The organism is Streptomyces sp. NPDC029292 (assembly GCF_055569295.1).
Map to the genome: position 1 here is coordinate 103,588 of NZ_JBVHXR010000009.1, position 19,662 is coordinate 123,249.

Genomic DNA, 19,662 nt, shown 5'->3' on the forward strand with positions numbered 1-19,662 from the left:
TCATACTCCCCTCCCCCTTCCCTCCCCCCCCCCCCCCTCCTCCCCCCTCCCCCCCCCCCCCCCCCCCCCCCCCCCCCCCCCCCCCCCCCCCCCCCAGGACCACGAACGCCAACGGCACGACCATCACGCTGTCCGGCACGGACGCCCCGGCCAACGGCCTGTAGGACTTCAAAGGCACCAACGTCTACGGCGGCAACGCCGTCCCGCCCGCCCTGACGGGCGGTGGCGTGGCCAAAGACTCCATCGGGGACACCAACGTGACGGTGAGCGGAGGCGTGCTCTCCACGCTGACCGGCTCGACGAGGGCGGCACCGTCTTCGGCGGCTGCTACGCGGCCGGCCAGAGCATCACCGCCACGGTCAGACCGACCGGCATCGACGCCGACAACTCATTCACCACCGACTTCACCGGGTCCGTGATGCGCGAGGGCACCGGCACGAACGGCACGGCGAACACCGTCTTCGCCGGCTACACGGGTTCCTACGCTGCGACCGTGGGCGCCGCCGGGACCGGCACGATGAGCAGCGTCTCCTTCAGTGCCGCGGGGTCGCTGCGGCACAACGCCGCCATGTTCGCCGTCACGGGGAGCGCGACCGCAGGCAAGGCCAGGACCGCGCGGGCCGAGGTGCGGCTGCTGAGTCGGGTGCCTTCGTCATGGACCCCGTCAAGGTCGACAACGACGAACAGATCGCCCCAGCGGCGGAGGCGGCTCCAACAGCTCGGACCAGGCGCGCGCCCAGTTGGCCCGGGCGAGTGTGGCCTGCCGCACGGCGCCCGCAAGCTCTCGCCGCTTTGGGCGGTGTGCAGGTGCCAGGACCCGATGCCGAGGCCATGGCCCGTGGACAGCTCGCCCTCGTGCTGCTGCCGCAGTAGCAGGAAAGGCGGCCGGCTGCGCTGCCCACTCCCATCCTGTCGTCCACGACCACGGACCGGGAGTGGTGCGTACTCAGGTCCCGTTGCCGCCGGGTGGATCGGGATGCCCAGGTGCCAGTGGGTGCGCGGGCGGCCAGCCGCCGAAGGGCTGGCTCGCTCCGCGCTGACCTGTGCGGAGGTGACACACCGGCAGCCGCGGTGACAGGCCGGCCGATCGGTCACGGTGCGGTGTGCGCCGTCATCACGCCGAAGCCCGCGATGTACTCGCGGATCGGCCGGTAGAACGAGTACGCCACGTCGTACGGGCCCGCCGCGCCGAGGGCCGCGAAGGCGGCGACCCAGGTGCGGACCTCGTGGGCGGAGTTTCCGGCATCCTTCGCCATCTGCTCGGGCGTCATCGCGTCGATGGGGGAGAGGTCACCGGAGGCGAGGGTCGCCATCAGGGCCTGGTCCCACTCGGGGTTGAGGTCCTGGATGGTGGCCGTGCCCGCCGTGAAGGCCTTCGCCGTGTCGATGACCCGTTGCTGCCGGGCTTCACGGGCCGCGGCCGTGGGGTGCCTGCCGTTGAGCAGCAGGGCGCGGGCGGCGTCGTCGGCGGTGGCCCACTGCGGTACCGGCGGGTCGTGGGAGAGACCGCCGGAGCCGATGACGAGGACGCGCTCGTCCTTGAGTGTCGAGAGGAAGCTGCCGATCGTCTCGCCGAGCCCGCGGACCCGGCGCATGGTCACGAACGGCTTGGCGACACCGTTGACGAAGACCGGGATGGTCGGCACGGTGTCGATGCCGCCGAAGAGGAGCTCCAGCGGCTGGATGGCGCCGTGGTCGACCTCCATCCGACGGGAGATGGCCACGTCGATGTCGCGTTCGGCCACCCACTGGGCCAGTTCCTCGGCGCGCTCGGTCGGCACGCTCAGCGGGCCTTCGGTAGTGCCGTAATCACCGACGCCCAACGCCTCGTAGCCGATGCAGAACGGCGGCATCAGGTCGTAGAAGAAGCCGTTGTAGTGATCGGGTGCGAAGGAGACGACCAGCGTGGGGTCGTACTCCTTGACGAAGGCCCGCGCGGCGGCGAAGGCGCTCTGGACGGCGTCGACCACCTCGGCGGGCGGGTCGGCGTACTCGAGGAGCGGGCTGTGCGACATCGTGACGAGGGCGAGGCTCATGCCTGCGCTCCTTCCGTGGTACGTGCCGTGGCCTGCGCAGGGGTGTCTGCAGCGGTTCCCGCTGTGAAGAGCGAACCGGCCTTCTTGACGGAGGCGAGGGCCTGCGTCGCCTGCAGGGTCAGGGAGGCCGCGGCGACGAAGCGGTCGGGGCGCAGCACGACCAGGCCGCAGGAGCGGACGTCGAACCAGTCCTTGAGGGCCCCGGTGGTGTCACCGACCACGGTGACCGGCGCCGGGGAGCCCGCGTACTGCTTCTCGGCCCAGGTGCGCTGGGTCTCCGGCATGAAGGAGACCAGTTTGATCCGGTGGCGGCGGACGAACTCGAGGTCGGTGGGGGAGAGGAACGCCGTCGGGTCGGTGCCCCAGGTGGCCAGCGTCCACCAGTCGCCGGTGACGTCGTCGAGCAGGACGTTCGTGGCGTCCGCGGTGTTCACCCGGGGCTGGATGAACTGCAGACCGACCGGCGAGAGCTCACCCGCCGAGTCGATGAACGGTGCCAGCTTGCTGCGCTTGAAGCCGGCCTGCGCCTGGCCCGGGGTGAGCGTGGCCTGGTCGACGACGACACCGGCGGCGTAGCGCGGCATCGGCTTGAACCGCAGCTCGGTGAAGTACGACTTCCACTTCGGCACGAGGTTGAGCGCCGAGGCGGACAGGTCGCGCACCTTGCCGCCGAAGCGGCCCATCTTCATGACCGTACCGGCCGCCATGTTCACGTCGATCATGTCGGCGGCGTGCTTGCGGCGCTCCTCGGTGTAGGTGTCGAGGAGGGCGTCGTCGGCGTCGCCGGACAGGACGGCGGTGAACTTCCACGCCAGGTTGGTCGCGTCACGTATCCCGGAGTTCCAGCCCTGGCCGAGCCAGACCGGCATCAGGTGCGCGGCGTCACCGGCGATGAAGACCCGGCCCTTGCGGAAGTCCGAGGCGACCCGGCCGTGGTGGGTGAAGGTGCGCTGGTTGATGACCTTCAGCGCCGACGGGTCGGGGACGTGGCGGCGGAGCAGGGAGTGCATGAACGTGGGGTCGTCGGACAGCTCGGTGGGCTCGTCGTCGTGGAGCATGAACTCCCAGCGGCGGATGCCCTGGGGAAGACCGATGGACACGTACGGTCGGCGCGGGTCGGCGCCGAGGTACACCGACGGGGTGCCGATCGGGTCGTTCTCGACGTCGACGACCACCCATCGGGTCGACGGCGACTTGCCTTCGAACTGGACGCCCATCCACTTGCGGGTGAAGGAGCTGCCGCCCTCGCAGCCGACGGCGTACCGAGCGGTGAGAGTTACCGTCCCGGTGGCGTTGTTGTCGGCGTCGAGCCGCTCGGCGGTGACCGCGACGTGGTCCCCGCGGTCCTCGATCCCTACGACACGGTGACTGAAGCGCAGCTCGGTGCCCTCGAAGCGGTCGAGCCCGGCGGCCAGCTCCTTGTCGACCAGCGGCTGGATGAAGCCGTGCTTGCGCGGGTAGCCGAACTCCTGCGTCTTGGGAGCGTTGGTGGCGAGCACCTGGCCCGTGCCGTTGACCAGCCGGACCACGTGGTGCGGGACCGTGTAGGGCTGGATCTGCTGCCACAGGCCCGCCGTGTGCAGGGTGCGGATCGACTCGTCGTCGAGGCCGACACCACGGGGGTAGTCGATCAGCTCGTGGCGGGCTTCGAGCACGGTGGCCCGGTGGCCGCGTACACCGATCAGGTTGGCGAGGGTGAGGCCCACCGGCCCGGCTCCGATGACGACGACGTCAGTGTCGAAGGTGGTCATGGGGGTGTGTCCGATCGGGTCGGCTGTCAGTTGTGGGACAGGAAGTCGATGACGAGGCGGTTGAACTCTGCGGCGTGCTCGATCATCGCCCAGTGACCGCAGCGGTTGAGCAGCACGAGCCGCGAGTTGGGGATGTTGGCCAGGAGCCACAGGCTGGTCTCGTAGTGCAGGACTCGGTCGTCCTTGCCGTGGATCAGCAGGGTCGGCGTCTGGATGCCAGGGATCTTGTCGCGGTCGACCTTGATCGGGATAGGGGCGCCGTGCGCGAGGCCCTCGACATAGTTCTTGAGGTGGTCGGGACGGGCGAGCGCCGCTTCCGAGCGGGCCCGGGTCAGCTCCGGGGTCGCGAAGCGCGCCTTGTCGTAGGTCATGATCTCGACGAGCGCCTTCATGTTCTCCGGGCTCGCGTCCTTGTACGCCTTGACCAGGACCTTCAGGCCCTCGCTCGGGCCGTCACCAGCGCCGAAGAGGGAGGCCGGGCCGCGGCCGAGTGAGGCCCCCATCGTCACCAGGTGGGTGATGCGCTCGGGGTGCAGCGTGGCGAAGCGGACCGCGGTGTGGGCGCCCATCGAGTTGCCGACCAGGGCCGCCTTGGGCAGGCCGAGCGCGTCCAGGAACTCCACGAGCGTCTTGTCGTGGTCCATGTCCGTGGTCGCCTGGGCGTCGGAATCGCCCCAGCCCGGCATGTCAGGGGCGATGACATGGAAGCCGGCGTCGGCGATGGCGCTGATGTTGCCGGAGAAGTTCGACCAGCCGGTCGCGCCAGGGCCGGAGCCGTGCAGCAGGACGACGGGCATGGCATCGGCCTCGCCGGCCTCGTAGTACTGCATGTGCAGCCCCGACGGAAGGGCGATGTCGCGCGATGCGGTCTCTTTTGTGACGGCCATGATCCGGATTCCCTCGTACAGGCGCTCGTGCGCTATATGAACGCCAACGAACGATAGTTGCACAGTTACATGCATGTAACGCTCGCGATCGAGGAATGTCAAGGGATGGCTGTACCGGAATGAGGCGCAGCCGATCAGCCGCCAAGAACGCCAACGGCGGCATGACCGGCGATCTCGGCGCGGCAGGTGACGCCGGGCTCGGCGGTGCGGATCGCCGCACCGAAGCCACGCCCGCACGCCTCGGCGGCGCCCGCGACCCCACCCAACCCAGGAAAGAGGCTGATGTCAGCGTCTTCTCCGCCTTGCAGCTGCACGCACCACACCCCGCTCACCGGCGCTGACAAGGCGCCGCTGCGTTCCTCCACCTAGTTGCTGTGGTCGGTGAGGGTCTTGAGGTCGGTGACCGTGTAGGCGAGGTCGAAGTGGAATCCCTTGCCGGTGCGCTGGACGGGCAGGTCGGCGAGTTCTTCGCCGTGGGCGGGGAGGAAGGCGAGGTCGGCGGTGCCGGCCCAGGCGTCGCTGACGGCGGCGTCGTCCAGGACGGACATGACCAGTTCGTGGACGGCGGGCTTGTCGTGTTGTCCGGCGGCCAGGCGGGGGAAGTGGCGGAGGTTGACCACGGGGCGGTTCATCAGGGCGGCGGGGTCGGGGACCGGCTGTTCGAGGGTGATCTTGGCTTCGGCGATGCGCTGTCCGGCGGCGGAGGCGGTGGCGCCGAACTGTCCGCCTGGACCGAGGGCAGGGGTGCCGGGGCCGCCGACGGAGTAGGCGCGGGTCTGGTGGACGGCACCGAGTTTCTTGGGGAAGCCCTGGACCCAGCCGCGGGCCATGGCGGAGTCGTTGTCGACGTAGATGTAGGGGCACCAGGCCACCGGGGCGCCGTTGTAGTGGGCGTCCAGGGTGACGAGGAACTCCCGGTACTGCGAGCGTGCGGGGTCCAGGTACTCCAGGCCCGTGGAGGAGTACTGCCAGTCGATGAACATCGCGACGCCGCGGCCGGCGGAGTCCGGGTCGGGGGTCAGACCCTCGGGCAGAGTCGCTGCTGCGGCGGCCGGGTCGGTGAAGAACTCCACACCCACCACGGAGCCCGCGTAGTGCCACGGCGGGGCGGGCGCCAGGTTCGCGATGCCACGGGGAGACAGGGGGACGGTGTAACCCTTCATGTCACGTCCTTCGGGAAGAGACAGACGGAAACGATACGTATCGTTCTAGTCATGGCACTCGTCTTCTCCTCGGGTTCGGTGGCCGGTGGGCCGCGTTCTGTTTCAAAGATCCTCGACGCGACACGGGATGTCCTGTCGGGGCAGGGGTACCCGGCGCTGACCATCGAAGCCGTCGCGGCGGCCGCGGGCGTCGGCAAATCGACCATCTACCGCTGGTGGCCCAGCAAGGAGGCGCTCGTTGCCGACGCGCTCGCCGAGATCTTCCGCGCCGAGGAGATCCCCGATCAGGGCGACACCCACGCCGAGCTGCGCCACGCCGTCGACATGACCATCGACAACTACGCCAACGAGGACATGGCCGCCTCGCTGCCCGCACTCGCCGGCGGCCTTCTCCCCCACCCCGAACTCATGGCTCGGTTCCGGGAGGCTTTCCTGTACCGCAAGCGCGAGAACATCGCCGCAGCACTGCAGCGCGGAATCCAACGCGGCGACCTGCCCCACGACCTCGACACTGACCTCGTTCAGGACATTTGGGCCGGCACCGTCCTCTACCGACGACTCATGACCGGCTCCCCCCTCGACGCCGACCTCGCCGAACACCTCGTCCAACTCGTCACCAACACACCCCCGCTGCTCCCTCACCGAGAAGCGGGGGTGCGTCCCATTACGGACCCGTGAAACGGGCGACTGCGCTCGAGCTGAGCCCCCGCACCGTGATAGGTGCCTCGGCAGGGCATCGGCGACGACAATGAGCGTCCTGCTCCGCCAACCAGGACCTCGTCCGGTCCGCCCTCCGCGCGATCCGCACCTCCACCGGCGGCATCACCGGCTACGGCCGCCTCTTCACGTCGTAGTGCCGGAGTATCTGTCCCATCGCGGCCAGTACGGTGGGCTCGACCCGGTAGTACACCCAGGTGCCGCGCCGCTCCGAGGTGAGCAGGCCCGCCTCCTTCAGCTTCTTCAGGTGGTGGGAGACGGTCGGCTGGGAGACACCGACGTCGGAGATGTCGCACACGCATGCCTCGCCGCCCTCGTGCGAGGCCACCAGAGAGAACAGGCGCAGCCGGACCGGGTCGCCCAGTGCCTTGAACATCGCGGCCGTGCGGACCGCCTCGTCGACCGTCAGCGGGCGCTCATTCAGCGGTGGGCAGCAGGGTGCCGCGGACTCGGGGGTCTCAGGCGTTTCGGGGGTCTCGGGCGTCTCGGGTGTCTTGGGGTCGAGCAGCGGCAGCACCTTCGGATTCGACATGCATCTATGTTGACATATGTCGAACCAAGCGCCCAAGGTCGACCGCCGCGGCGCCGTTCACGGGTTCAGGCACCAGTTCACGAACGGCGCGATGCTGTCGTGGAGCTGGTGGTCGTCGGACTTCGTCACCGCGGCCGTGCAGAAGTATCTGACCTCGCCGAACTCCAGCTCCATGGCCTGCACCAGGTTGTGCAGGCCCAGTTTCTCGCGCAGCCAGTCGCGGGCGCTGCCGCTGTCCTCGAGGCGCTCCGGGACCAGGCCGTGTTCGGTCAGGAGGTCCGTCTTGCTGATCGCCACCGCGAGACGGCATCGGCGCAGGGGCGTTCCCATCGTGACCACTGTCTGGGAGGAGTGGCTGTACACGGTTTCCGGTGAGACCGGTGAGGCGAGCGTGCGGTCCACCAGGGGGCCCGGTGAGGGTTCGAGGCGGGTCCAGAAGGCGTCCACCGACAGCGGGTCCAGTACGAAGACGAAGGTGCGGGCGTCCCGGGCATAGCGCAGGGGGTCGACGTCCTCGCGTTTCACGAACCGTTCCCCGGCGGTGTCGAAGACATGCACCAGGCGTTCCCTGCGGCCGGCGCCGAGCACGAAGGAGTGCGCGCGGGGGAGCGCACGCTGGGTGCCCCGCGGGTGGCCGCGGATCTCCAACACCTCCCGCAACACCTGGTAGTTGGCGAGCGAGTCGTCGTCGGCAAGGCGGATCGCCGGGCCACCGTTCCCGGCCGCGTTCTCCAGCGACATCAGCATGGCCGCCATCAACTGGGTCTTGCCCGCGGCCCGGCCGCCGATCAGCGGGAGCACCAGCTCGGGGACGTGCCCGGCGTCCGCGTTCATCGCCCTGCGGCAGCTCTGGTGGGTGCAGTACGGCTGGAGCCTGCCGTCCCTGCTCATCAGCATCAGCAGCGTCGGCATCCGCTGACCGCATTCACAGCGGCGCCGGAAGATCCCGTACGTACCGGGGCGGATGTCCACGTGCCGGCGGCGGCAGGTCTCGCTCGGGCACTCGAACGACGGGTAAAGGACATGCCCGAAACAGTGCGGGCACAGCATCCCGGTGTGCAGCCCCTTCACCCGCAGCAGGGCACGGTCGACGGCGCGCAGGGTGCCCACGGTCAGCCGGGCCGCCCCCGTCATCACCGCCACGCCCACCGCGTGCAGCAGCAGGAGCAGGCAGAGGAGCGGTACGGCAAGGACCGCGCCCGCGACGAGGCCCACGCAGAGCGTCAGCCCCCACGGCACGGTGATCAAGGGGCTCGCGCCCGGCGAGGTCAGGTTCTCCCGGACGGTGCCGCGGAAGCTGTCGCCGACGATCCGGCCGTACATCCGCTGCCCCAGCGTGCCGAGTTGACGCAGATCGCGGACGGCCGGGCCGGAGAAGTAGGTGCGGTACGCCCTGACGCGTTCGTCCTGCGGCCGGTACGGCGGGATCGTCTCGAACTCGGCGGTGCGGCGGTGCAGCACGCCGATCAGGAGGCGGCCGTAGCCCCAGAGGAGCTCGCCCAGGATGCCGACGGCGCGCAGGGCCGCGATGAACGGGGCGATGACCAAGTACGCCAGGATCAGGGCGATGTAGAGCCCGGCGACGAACAGATACATGATGAGTTCCGCCATTGCCGGATCACCTCTTCCGGTCCGGGGCGGGGCCCTGGTCGTCGTCCGGGGGCCTGCGTTTGGTGATGCGGCGAATCAACTTCCTTGACGTGGGCAGGCGTTTCTCGGCCCGCTCGGAGAGATCGGCCGCGAGCGGTGGGTTGTGGGGCCGTACCAGCTGCGCGAGGCGTTTGGTGTCCTTGACCCGCCAGTGGTGCGCCGCGTGGACCAGGATCGCCAGGACGGTCTCGATGTGCGCCTGCGGCAGCGGACCCCGCCGGTCCACCAGGGACACTCCCGCCACATGGCTGAGGAGCACGTCGTCGATGGTGTCACTGCGGACGGTCAGGGCCTGGAGGGCGCTCAGGTAGGCGCCGCGGGTGCGGTCGCCGAACTGCTCGACCGTCACCGGGAGTTGGCGGACATCGGCAGGTCGTTCAAGGAGCGCGTTCATCAGGCGGAACTGCTTCAGGGCGCGGGGCGGGGCCCACATGTCCGTGGCCGGGATCGCGAACCCGCGGGCCAGCGAGGTGGCCTCGCGGGCGTCGTGCAGCAGGCTGTCCAGCGTGAGCGTGGTGGTGACGCATTCCTGGGTGACCGGCCGCAACCAGGCGTACCTGTTGGGCGAGGACAGCACCTCGCACAGGATCAGGCAGTCCTTCAGGCCCCGTTCGTCCGTGATCGGCTGTTTGACGGCGCCGTCGAACCATTCGTCGACCGCCGGGCCGAGCGCCCGGCCGGTGGGCAGCCGCCTGGCCATCTCGACGGCGTCCCGGTGGGACCAGGGCGGCTTCCGCCACAGGGCGCGCAGCAGGTCGGCGTCCGGCGACTCCTCGTGCCGCACGCCCAGGATCTTGAACAGCAGCTCGACGGTGCGGTCCGGCTCCCGTTCGGCCTGTGCCCGCCAGTAGTGCTCCAGGAGCTCCGGCCGCCCCGCCAGGTCCCGCTCGCGGAGCAGCTGGGCGGGGAACTGCGAGAAGAGCTGCTCCTGGCCCCCGCGCTGGGTGACCAGCTCGGCCACGCCCGCCACCAGGTCGCTTCTGAACTGCGGCCAGCGGGCGAGGAGTTGCTCGGTCTCGCGCCGGAAGACGGGCCCCGCGGACCGGGTCGACGTCGAGCCGAGGAGCTCGCGGGCCAGCTGCCCGGTCTGCTCGGCCAGCAGCGGCTCGGGCGGGTTCAGCCCGGCGCCGCCTGCCCACAGCAGCAGCCGTACCCGTTGCCGTACGCTCTCCGCCTCGCCGAGGAGCCGTCGCCAGTGCGTGGTGGCGTGCGCGCGCTGCTCGGGGTCCGCGATGCGTACCGGCTCCACGGCATCCTCCGCGGCGGTCATGTACGCGCGCATCCGGGACCCGTGCAGCCTGCCCTCCAGCTTCTGGTGCAGGTCGCGGGCGCCGCCCGCCAGCGCGGCCGCGCTGAGCTTCGCCAACTGGCCGTCGTCCAGGTCCTGGTGGCTCTCGTCGATGGTGCGGGCCACCGTGGCCCGCAGCGGCCCCAGATGGTCCGCGCCGCCCAGCCAGTCGATCACCGCCCTGACGTCGACGCCGTCGAGCGCGATGCCGCCCTCCGCCGCCGCGGCGGCCACCGGGGCGTGCCAGTCGCCCAGTTCGCGCTCGCGCCCATGGGTGTAGTCCCGTGTCCAGGTCCAGACGGACCTGATGGATCCGACGCCGATCCGCACCAGCAGGCGCACCAGGGGGTGCGTGAGGACGATCGAGGGGAAGTCGCCTTCGGCGAAGTCGAAGACGGTGTACGAGTCCTCGTCGTCGGGGCCGAAATCCGCCGTGGCCTCCGCGACCGTACCGATCAGATGGAGACGGCTGCGGGTGGGCCGGAACAGATAAGTGGCGAAGGAGAGCCGGCGCGCCAGCGGGGGCGGCAGCAGATACGACACCCCCGCGAACCAGTGCGCGATCCGGTCCGTGGAGCTGTCGACGACGACCACCGAGGGCTTGCCCTCCTCGGTCAGCGCGGCGAGGACGGCGGCAAGCAGCGGCGTCACCTGGCCGCTGTGCGCGTGCCCGCGCAGGAACGCCTGGACCGCGCGGGGGTCGAGGGGCCCGCGCGGCGGGGGAGACACGAGCGCCGGGATCTCGGTGTCCTGGGCCACGGTGGCCGTCCACACGGGAGAGCCCCACAGCTCGATGCCGAGCATGCCGTTGCTCGCCGCGCCGAAGTCGTCGGTGTGCAGGGCGTGCGTGAAATAGTTGCCGAAGCGGCGGGCCGAGTCGCGGCCCACGTACCGCACACAGAGCACGGTCGCGCCGTTGCCGGACGGCGTGTAGCAGAGGTTGACCGGGCAGCGTGCGAGCTGGTGCGGGGTGTCCGACTCGACGAGGGAACGCGGTGGGTCGTATCCGGCGAGAGCCTCCACGGTGTGCATCAGCTCCGCCGAGACGCCGGCGCTCACCGCGTTGAACTGGAAGCCGGAGAAGCCGCTGAGGCCGCGCTCGCAGGAGGTGTAGTAGAGCTGCTGGAATTGGGCGCCGCTGCCCGGTGGTTGGGGGTGCGTGCCGCTGTCCGGTGGCTGGTGGTGCGTGCCGCTGTCCCGTGGTGGGGGGTTCTCCCCGTCGCCCGGCTGTGGGGCGTACGCGCCGCCGTCGCCCGTCATCCCCGCCCCGTCTTCGGCACCGAGCCGAACTCGCTCAGCAGCCAGAGCAGCGGATCCGAGACCCGGTAGGGCTGGATGCCGGTCGGGGCGACACGGGCCTCCGGGGTGGGGCTGTGGCCGAGTGCGGAGACGCCGAAGTAGCGGTAGCGGGCGTAGGTGTTCTCCAGGATCTGGTCGATCGGGACACCGTCCCAGTCCTTGAGGAGCTGACGTACCTCCTCGTGGCCGCTGAGACTGTCCTCCACGTCGAACTGGCCACCCCCCGGCGGATGCGCGCGCAGCGGACTGCCCGGCTCCAGGAGGTGCCAGAAGGCGTCCAGTTTGGAGAAGACCACCGCGACCGGGGTGTCCACCTTCCGGGGTGACTTCCCCTGCCCCCTCCCCGTCCGCGAGGCGAGCAGCATGTTCGTGACCCGGCCCAGCACGTTGACGGGCGCGTCGAGGCCTTCGGTGCCGGGCAGCGCGGTGCCCGGGAGCGCCGCGTCGCGGGCGCCCGGCATCTGCAACGGGTCGAGCAGCAGGATGATGCCATCGGCGTTGGCCAGATACCGCGTGTTGAGCTCCACGCTCTCCCGGGAGTTGAAGTCCTCGCCCGCGGTGTCGAAGAACGACAGGACGGTGTGCTGCGGCCGGTCACCGAAGAGACCGCGGCGGCGCAGACCGAACCGGAAGACCAGTGGCTCGACGCGGTTGTTGTTGGTGGCCGCGGTGTGGGTGCCGCGGAACATCCGGCGGTCGCGGTAGAGGTGGTCCTGGTACTCGGAGCTGTAGCGGCGCATCGTGTTGTCGTCCGAGCCCATGAGGAAGGCTCCGTAGTCGGCACCGACCTGGTTCATCATCTCGTGCAGGAGCACCGTCATGTACACCGTCTTGCCGGAGGCCTTGGCCCCCACCATGGCGATCAGACGGTTCTCCACCATGCCGAACTGCACCGGGAGCAGGGAGTGGCACACCGGGCAGATCCGGTAGGTCGTCTCGCCGTCGCAGCCCGGGCAGACGGCGGTCGGCTTGCGGCCGTCCCCGGCGAAGTCCGGGCCGAGGTCGTGGGCCGGGCGCTTGCCCATCCGGTCGTCGAGCACCTGGTCCCGCTGACGGGCGCACTGCTTCTGGGTGCGGCTCAGACGGCTGTTGCAGCGGAAACGGATCTCGCGCGCGGTGAAGGTCTCATAGCAGTACGGGCATGTCAGGGGTCGGGCCATCAGGTCACTCGCAGTCGGTGCAGCGCCGTGGGGCGGATGTCGATGTCGGTGGCGGCGTTGGCGTCGGCGGGGAAACAGACCAGCCAGGACGTGTCACGCGTGGCGGGCAGCGGGAACTCGACGGACAGGGGCGTCCGGGCGGGTAGCCGCTGGGCGGGTACTTGGTACAGGACGGTGCCGTCGGCGGGGCTCGTGGGGCGGTAGCGGCCGAGGCCGTGGACGATGCGGAGCGCGGGGAGTTCGCAGGCGGTCTCGCTGGTGAACGTCACCGTGGCGATGCGGCCCTTGATGCGGCGGCGCACGGACGGGACGTACTCCACGACAGGCGTCTCCGCGGCGATCCGCAGGGACGACGCGCCCTCGCAGTCCACCGCCGGGTCGGCCACCAGGGCCTCCACGGTGAGGGTGACCGCGCCGCGCCCCACCTTGAGACTGAGCCCGCCGTCGTGCTCGTACACCCTGCGCAGACAGCGGAGTTCGCCCGAGCTGGACGGGTGCGTCGGGTCGGCCTCGTCGAGGCGCCAGCGGACGCGCGCGCTGAGCGCGGTCTCGGGCCAGGCCCAGATGACGAGGAGGTGGTCGCCGCGGCGGCTGGCGTGGAGTTCGGCCACGGGGACGGCCAGGAGAGGGGAGGGGGAGGCTTCGGGGCTCGTGGGATCCGGTGGGCTCGGTGGCGCAGGGGGTGGTTTGGAGTGGGGCGAAGTGTGGGTGGGGGGTGGGGTGTTGGCGTCTGTGGTGGGTGGGGCGGTTTGGCCGGGTGGGGTTTCGGGGGCGGGCTCGGCCACCGGCGTGAAGTCGCGACTTGACGGCGTTGGTTCGGTGTCTGCTGGTGCGAACTCATTGCGTGACGTTGCCGGTTCGGAGTCATCCGGAGTGATCGGGACGCGTGACGGCGCCGGTTCCGGGTCCTCCAGGTGGCGCCATGGACGCGGCTCGGGGTCCTCCGCCGGCGGCGGCGGTGGCGCCTCGGACGGAGACGTCCCGCGTCGCGGCTGTGCCGGGCCCGACTCGAGGCGGAGCGCGCCGAAGTCCTCCAGGGCCAACAGGCCGTGTACGACGGCGAATTCGGGTTCCTGGCACCGCACAAGGATGCCGAGGCCCAGGCCCTCCTCCAGCTCCCGCGCCGCACCCGGCGTGGCGGAGAGGCCGCCCGCGAGGAGGATGGTGTCCGGTCTCTGGGCCGCGTCCGCCACCGACTGGGCCACCGCGATCCGGGCCCGCTCGCGCAGCGGTGCCACCAGACGGTCGAGCGTCGCCCGGTCCAGACTCACCTGGTGGTCCTGCCTCTGCCAGGGCACGGACACGGTCACGGCGTCCCGCGCCGACAACTCCCGGCGGAGGCGCTCGGCGACCGGACGGGGATCGCTGTGTCCGGGCAACTGCCGAAGGACTTCCTCGGCGAGGGCCTCGTCCCAGTCGTCGCCCCCGAGGCGATGGGTGCGGGTGTCCACGATGCGTACGGTGCGGTTGGGGGCGATGTCGAGGACGGTCAGGTCGAGGGTCGTCGCACCCTGGTCACAGACGAGGACCGTGCGGTCCACGCCCTCCACGACCGCTTCGTAGTGCAGGGCCACGGCGACCGGCTCCGGCAGCAGACGGAACACGGTCAGACCGGCCTCCTCCGCGGTCCGCCGCAGTTCCGACGCCTGTCCCTCGGACGGCCACAGGCCGAGCGCCGCGGTCGAGTCCGCCGGACCGGCACCTTCCGCCGGACCGGCACCCTCCGCCGGACCGGCACCCTCCACCGAACCGGCACCTCCCGTCGTATCGCCCCTTTCCGCCGCGACTCGCAGCAGCGCCGCGAGCGCTGCCGCGGGATGACCGTCACCTCCGGTCCGATCGAGCGGCACCGCGCTGTCGAGCGGCACCGTACTGACGAGCGGCACCGTACTGACGACCGGGCGCCCGTCCGGTCCAAGCCGCCCGATCCGCCCGTACCGGTGCCCGATATCGATACCGATCACGTGCGCACGCCCCCTTCGCGGGTCACCTGCGGATCGCCGTCGGGCGTCACCCGCGGCTCCCCCTCCTCCGAGATCCCCACCCGAATCCGGCTCCCCGCCGGGGGCCGCCGCTCGATGAAGTGGCGGACCACCGCCGTCCGAAGCCGCTCCAGTTCGTTGCGGATCTGGCGTCCGCCGTACGCCTGGTGCTCGGGGTCGGACATCCGCACGGTGATCCAGGGGAACAGCGTGGCGGTGTCGGGCACGAGCTCGACCTGGTGGCGTTCGCGTACGGATTCGGCGAGTTGGCCGAGGAGCCGCTCGGCGATCCGGACGATGTGCTCGCGGCGCAGCATGTCGAAGACGACCACACCGGGCTTGAGCCGTCCGTAGATCTCCGGCCGCCCGATCGCGCGGAACTTCTCCTCCACCGCCAAGGTGAAGTGCGCTTCCAGGGCCGCGTACGGGAGTTCGTCGCCCCGCTCGGCGAGGAGGTCCTGCACCGCGTCCGCGCCCGTGTTGGAGGTGAAGATGATCAGACACTGCGAGAAGTACGCCGTCTGGCCGCGGCCGTCCGTCAGGCGCCCGTCCTCCAGGATCTGCAGGAACTTGTCCAGCACCTTGGGGTGGGCCTTCTCGATCTCGTCGAAGAGCAGCACGCTGAACGGCCGTTCCTGGACCCGCCGCGTCAGCTCGCCGCCCTGCTCGTGCCCGACATAGCCGGGTGGCGCGCCCGCGAGGCGTTCGGCGGCGTGTTCCTGCTGGTACTCGCTCATGTCGAAGCGCGCGTACGCACTCTGGTCACCGAACACCAACTCGGCGACCGCCTTGGCGAGTTCGGTCTTGCCGACACCGGTGGGGCCGACGAAGAAGAACGCGCCACGGGGCCGCGCGGTGCCGGAGTTCCCGAAGTCCACGCCCACGAAGGCGGCCTGGAGTGCCGCGGCGACGGCGTCCACGGCCGTGGCCTGGCCGACCACCCGCGCGCTCAGCTCCTCGGCGGCGCGGCCCACGGTCGCCCGGTCCAGCTGGGTCCACGGGTCGACACTGACATTGAGACGGTGCAGTTCGAGCAGCTTGTCGGGCTTCTGGAGCGGGGCGTTGCGCAGCCAGGACGTCTTGGTGAGCGCGTCGATGTCCCAGCCCGCCATGCCGTCCGTGGCCCCGATGAGCGCCTCGACCTCGGCGCGCGAGGCATCCGGCGCTCCCTTGAACTCCTGTCGCAACCAGGAGAGCCACAGGCGTCGCTCGCTCGGGTCGGGCGGGCCGATGTGCAGGGACGCGATCCGCGGGTCCTCCAGATGGAACCAGCCCGGAAGCCGCCCGACGTCGCCGACCGCGCACAGCACCGCGTTGCGGGCGTGCGGTGCGGGCCCCGTCCCGGAGCCGGGACGGGGCACCACGGCGTCCGTCATCGCGGCTCGCAGGCGCAGATAGCCGAGGCGTGCGTCGGGCTGGTCGTGCGGGAGCTGGTGGTCGACGTCCTGGAAGACGAAGGCGGTGGCCGCGTCGTGCGAGGTCACGAGGCGGTGCACGGTGGCGGCGACGTCGTCGAAGGTGCGCGGCCGTCCGGCCGTCCGCGGGGCAAGGGCCCGCGCACCCAGGCGCTGGCGCTCGGCGCCCCGGCGGGTCGGCGGGCGAGCCGCTGCCTCGTCGGAGCCCTCGTCGGAGCCCTGGTCTGCGCCGTGGCCGGGGCCCGCGCCGTTCGCGGCGCCGGGCTGTGCGGCCGGGAAGGCGTCCGGCCGTCCGGCTGGCTGTCCGGCCCGCTGTCCGGTCGGCTGTCCGGTCGGCTGTCCGGCGGACGGGGCGTCGGACTGCGCCGTCGGCGACGCCATCCGTGCCACCAGCTGGTCGAAGCGCTCCGCGTGCCCCGGCACCGGGAACGTGAGGCCGTCGACCGGATCCCACCACCCGACCACCTCCGCACCACGCAACTCCAGCACTCCCGCGACCAGTTCACGGAAGGAGGCGGGCCGGTCCTTGAACCACCAGCGGTCCCTGATCTGCCCGTCAAGGATCAACTGGCGTCCCCGGCGCAGCTCCCAGCCGAGCGACACCGCCCATCGCGGCATCATCCCGTCGGCCGCGGCGGGCCCTTCCGCGCCCTTGCCGTCGCTGTCCGGTGCGCGCTTCTCCCAGTCGGGGGTGCTCATCGGGCCCGCTGTGCCTGGTCCCCCGGCAGCGGCCTGGCCCGGCTGCCCGGCGGCTTGCCGCGCCAGGTGATCTCACCCGGCACGAAGGAGTCGTCCCCGCTCAGCGCCTCGTGCACCTGCTCAAGGAAGTCCTCCGTCGCGTCGCAGACCGCGCCGTCTTCCGGTGCGGCCACCGACACGTCGGGCTCGCCCTCGACGTGGTAGATCAGGACGGGAGCCCCGTCGGCGTCAGTGCCCACCGTTGTCTCGTACGTCGCGCCGGTGGGCCGTACGAAAGTCAGCAGGAACTGCTCACCCTGGTCCTCGCCGCCGGTGTAGGAGAGGCCCTGGTCGGCCATGGCCTCCTGGAGGGCCGCGGCGAGATCGCTCCGCCGCGTGTACGCCAACTGCAGCTCGTCCAGGTGTGCTTCGGCGGAGGGCAGCAGCTCCTCAAGTGCCGCGACCGCCGCGAGCGCCTCGTCCGGCTGGTGCGCGGACAGCGTGTCCGTGACGGCGCGCAGGGCGCCCTCCAGACGCTCGCCGAGGTCCGGGTCGCCCAGCTGAGAGGCTTCGGCGACGGCGTCCCGCGCCTCCTGCTGTACGACGCCGAGCCGGGCCCTGGCCTCCGCGAGCGCCGCCTCGCGCGCCTCGTCTGCCTCGCGCTCGGCTTCGGCCCGTTCCTGTTCCGCTTCGGCCTGCTGGCGGTGGCGCTCCGCCGCCTCCTGCGCTGCCCGTGCCACGGTCGCCGTATGCCGAGTGATCGCGTGTTCCGCCGTGCCGAGCAGCGCCTCGAAGCGGACGTGCCGGCCGGGCCCGGAGGCGGCGCGCAGCCGGTCGAGCAGGGTGACGCACTCCTGCCGGCCCGCCTCGTCGTGCGCCGCGCCGTCCGCACCGGCTTCCCCGAGGCGCCGTTCCAGGTCGGCCAGCACCGCCCTCGTATCCGTACGGTGCGCGGGACCGCTCCCGAGGTGGCGCAGCGCGACGACCCGGCCGCGCAGCTCCTCGATCGCCCCGCCGAGCGACTCACCCCGGCCGACCCGTCCGCGCAGTTCGGACAACTGCAGCTCCAGAACGTCCAGTTGACTGATCGATGCGGCCTCGGAGCGGACCTCGGTGATCAGGTCCCGCACCTCGTCGAGCCGCCGTGCGTCGGCGCGGCCGTGCTCCGCGCGGATCCGGGCCGTGTGGGCCTCCTGCTCGGCGTGCCGGCGCTGGGCCAACTCCGCTTTCCTGCGCTCGGTTTCGGCCCGCGCCCGCTCGCGGCTCAGCGCGACCTCCCTGGCCCGTTGCTGGGCGCGCGCCGCCTCCCGTGCCCGGCGCTCGCGGGCCTGCTGTGCGCGCCGCGCCGCCTCGCGCCGCGCATAGGCGGAGCCGACGCCGACGGTGGTGTATTTGGGTGATCCACTCATGGTTCCCTCCGGCCTTCGGTGTGCAGCACGAACCCCCGCGCGGCGAGATTCGCTTCAAGTCCCTCCCGGAAACCGGGAGTTGGTGGTACCCCCGCCCAGGCGAACGAACCGTCGGACTCCACCGACAGCTCGATGCCCACGCTCGTGTCCGGCTCCGTCGGCACGTGTGCGTACCGGTCCGAGAGAGGGAGGAGACGCTGATTGGCCGAGCCGCGCCAGCGCAGACTGCCGTGCTTCGAGGCGACATACGGACCGTCGACGAGCAGGTCCAGCCGGTCGAGGAGCGCCTGCCGGTCCGCGTCGCCCCGGCGCAGGGCCTCGTACCGGAAGCCGGAGTACGCCATGGCGGTGAAGCCGGGGCGTGCCGCGCGGACCGTGTCGATCAGCTCGGCGAGTGCCGCCGCCTGGCTGAACGGCTCGCCTCCGGACAGCGTGACACCCTCGATGTCGCTCAGCTCTCCCAGCCAGGCGGCGAGTTCTGCCACCGTGCGGGTCGTGCCGCCCTCGAACGGCAGCGTTTCGGCCGCCACACAGCCGCGGCAGCGCAGCGGGCAGCCCTGCACCCAGATGACGGCACGGGTGCCGGGGCCGAGGACGGTGCAGTGGTCGAGGATCCTGGCCACGGAGAGCACAGTCGTCGTCATGGCACCCCCTTCGGCGGGTCCGCGGGCCGCGGTGGATAGCTGTCCATGCCGCGCTCCGCCTGGTCGCACCAGGGGCACCATGGCCGCTCCGTCGTGTACACGTGCAGCTCATGGGCGGAGCAGACGGTGAGCCGCCCGGGGGTGCGCGCCGCCGCCAACTCCTCGGCCCAGAGGGCGGCTTGAGGGCGAGTACCGCCGAACGCGGCACGGAAGAGCGCCGCGATCCGCCGCGGCAGCAGGTCGGCGGGTGGCGCGGAGCGGGGCAGTACCACCGAGGTGTGGTCGACGATCCGGCACCGGCCGTGCAGCAGATTGTCGTCGAGCGAGAGATAGTCGCCGCCGTCCGCCGGGTGCCCGGTGAAGGGGTGCAGGCCCGCCATCAGGAGCTGGTGGACCAGGATGGCCAGCACGAAGTCGTCCGAGGAGCTGTCCGGCGGCGCGCCGTCGGGGCCGATCCGCTCCGGTGCCGCGTAGCCGGGTGTGCGCATCCGGCCCGGGAACACCTCCCGGCCGTCCGTGAACTGCCAGGAGTCCACGTCCGCGAGTCCGACCCGGCCCTGTGCGTCGACCCAGAGGTTGTCGGGCTTGAGATCCCCCACCACATAGCCCTCGACGTGCAGTTCGGCGAGGAGGCGGGCGAGTGCCTCGGCCGCGGCGAGGGCGGTCACCCAGGTCGCGGCGGGCAGGAAGGTGCGGCGGGCGGCGGGGGACAGGAGATGCGTGAAGGGCTGGAAGGCGCGGCGCATGTCGGGCATCACATAGCCGTCCACCCGGTCGCGCACGGACCGCACGGGCACCATGGGCCAGGCGAGCCGGACCGGGGAGCCGGACAGCAGCCGCACGGTGCGCGGCTCGCGCCGCTGTCGCACCAGACGCTCCACGCGCCGCCGGTACGCCGCCGGGTCCGGCGGGTCGGGGACGAGCTTGGCCACCAGGGCGCGCGGGTCGTCGACCGCGTACACGATCCCCTCCGAGCCGCTGCCGATCCGCTCGGTGAGCAGCCACTCGTGGCCGCTGCCGGACACCACCCTGACGGCCATCGCTCACCCGC

General features: G+C 71.4%; 16 protein-coding genes. 1 reads left to right on the forward strand and 15 read right to left on the reverse strand.

The window, feature by feature from the left end:
- Nucleotides 1-480: 480 nt before the first annotated feature.
- The 6 genes from ACZ4WS_RS20930 to ACZ4WS_RS20955 form a co-directional block, all read right to left on the reverse strand.
- Nucleotides 481-603 (reverse strand): hypothetical protein, encoded by a 123-nt coding sequence (locus ACZ4WS_RS20930; RefSeq protein WP_467982425.1) that lies wholly within the window; start codon nt 601-603, stop codon nt 481-483.
- 488 nt (nt 604-1,091) lie between these two features.
- Nucleotides 1,092-2,036, reverse strand: coding sequence for a 3-carboxyethylcatechol 2,3-dioxygenase (locus tag ACZ4WS_RS20935; protein ID WP_467982427.1), 945 nt, complete (start codon nt 2,034-2,036; stop codon nt 1,092-1,094).
- Complete coding sequence (mhpA, locus tag ACZ4WS_RS20940; RefSeq protein ID WP_467982429.1) at nt 2,033-3,787, reverse strand: bifunctional 3-(3-hydroxy-phenyl)propionate/3-hydroxycinnamic acid hydroxylase MhpA; 1,755 nt, start codon at nt 3,785-3,787, stop codon at nt 2,033-2,035. Before mhpA ends, ACZ4WS_RS20935 begins: the two co-directional genes overlap by 4 nt.
- Before the next feature lie 26 nt (nt 3,788-3,813).
- The gene (locus tag ACZ4WS_RS20945) at nt 3,814-4,674 is read right to left on the reverse strand and encodes an alpha/beta fold hydrolase (protein ID WP_467982430.1); all 861 of its coding nucleotides are present in this window, start codon (nt 4,672-4,674) and stop codon (nt 3,814-3,816) included.
- Between the two features lie 134 nt (nt 4,675-4,808).
- Nucleotides 4,809-5,039 (reverse strand): hypothetical protein, encoded by a 231-nt coding sequence (locus tag ACZ4WS_RS20950; RefSeq protein ID WP_467982431.1) that lies wholly within the window; start codon nt 5,037-5,039, stop codon nt 4,809-4,811.
- Nucleotides 5,040-5,837 carry an acetoacetate decarboxylase family protein gene (locus tag ACZ4WS_RS20955; protein WP_467982433.1) on the reverse strand — a complete coding sequence of 266 codons (798 nt, stop codon included), beginning with the start codon at nt 5,835-5,837 and terminating at the stop codon, nt 5,040-5,042. It lies immediately after the preceding gene.
- Nucleotides 5,838-5,888: 51 nt separating this feature from the next.
- On the opposite strand from ACZ4WS_RS20955, the gene ACZ4WS_RS20960 reads away from it, so the two are divergent.
- Complete coding sequence (locus ACZ4WS_RS20960) at nt 5,889-6,515, forward strand: TetR/AcrR family transcriptional regulator (RefSeq protein WP_467982435.1); 627 nt, start codon at nt 5,889-5,891, stop codon at nt 6,513-6,515.
- Between the two features lie 151 nt (nt 6,516-6,666).
- On the opposite strand, the gene ACZ4WS_RS20965 is transcribed toward ACZ4WS_RS20960, so the two are convergent.
- Genes ACZ4WS_RS20965 through ACZ4WS_RS21005 form a run of 9 tightly spaced genes read right to left on the reverse strand, consistent with a single transcriptional unit; the run spans nt 6,667 to nt 19,651 of the window.
- Nucleotides 6,667-7,086, reverse strand: coding sequence for an ArsR/SmtB family transcription factor (locus ACZ4WS_RS20965; protein WP_467982437.1), 420 nt, complete (start codon nt 7,084-7,086; stop codon nt 6,667-6,669).
- A gap of 57 nt (nt 7,087-7,143) precedes the next feature.
- Entirely contained in the window at nt 7,144-8,697 is a 1,554-nt protein-coding gene (locus tag ACZ4WS_RS20970; RefSeq protein ID WP_467982438.1) for a TRAFAC clade GTPase domain-containing protein, read from the reverse strand.
- A 7-nt stretch (nt 8,698-8,704) separates the two neighbouring features.
- Nucleotides 8,705-11,284 carry a GTPase-associated protein 1-related protein gene (locus ACZ4WS_RS20975; protein WP_467982440.1) on the reverse strand — a complete coding sequence of 860 codons (2,580 nt, stop codon included), beginning with the start codon at nt 11,282-11,284 and terminating at the stop codon, nt 8,705-8,707.
- Nucleotides 11,281-12,483: a TRAFAC clade GTPase domain-containing protein gene (locus tag ACZ4WS_RS20980; protein ID WP_467982442.1), complete on the reverse strand. Its 1,203-nt coding sequence runs from the start codon at nt 12,481-12,483 to the stop codon at nt 11,281-11,283. The genes ACZ4WS_RS20975 and ACZ4WS_RS20980 overlap by 4 nt, the downstream gene beginning before the upstream one ends.
- Nucleotides 12,483-14,447 carry an Hsp70 family protein gene (locus ACZ4WS_RS20985; protein ID WP_467982443.1) on the reverse strand — a complete coding sequence of 655 codons (1,965 nt, stop codon included), beginning with the start codon at nt 14,445-14,447 and terminating at the stop codon, nt 12,483-12,485. Before ACZ4WS_RS20985 ends, ACZ4WS_RS20980 begins: the two co-directional genes overlap by 1 nt.
- Nucleotides 14,444-16,579 (reverse strand): PT domain-containing protein, encoded by a 2,136-nt coding sequence (locus tag ACZ4WS_RS20990; RefSeq protein WP_467982445.1) that lies wholly within the window; start codon nt 16,577-16,579, stop codon nt 14,444-14,446. Before ACZ4WS_RS20990 ends, ACZ4WS_RS20985 begins: the two co-directional genes overlap by 4 nt.
- On the reverse strand, nt 16,576-17,967 hold the full coding sequence (locus ACZ4WS_RS20995) for a hypothetical protein (RefSeq protein WP_467982447.1): 1,392 nt from the start codon (nt 17,965-17,967) through the stop codon (nt 16,576-16,578). The genes ACZ4WS_RS20990 and ACZ4WS_RS20995 overlap by 4 nt, the downstream gene beginning before the upstream one ends.
- Nucleotides 17,964-18,611, reverse strand: coding sequence for a 4Fe-4S single cluster domain-containing protein (locus tag ACZ4WS_RS21000; RefSeq protein ID WP_467982448.1), 648 nt, complete (start codon nt 18,609-18,611; stop codon nt 17,964-17,966). Before ACZ4WS_RS21000 ends, ACZ4WS_RS20995 begins: the two co-directional genes overlap by 4 nt.
- On the reverse strand, nt 18,608-19,651 hold the full coding sequence (locus ACZ4WS_RS21005; RefSeq protein WP_467982449.1) for a protein kinase domain-containing protein: 1,044 nt from the start codon (nt 19,649-19,651) through the stop codon (nt 18,608-18,610). Before ACZ4WS_RS21005 ends, ACZ4WS_RS21000 begins: the two co-directional genes overlap by 4 nt.
- Between the last annotated feature and the right edge of the window lie 11 nt (nt 19,652-19,662).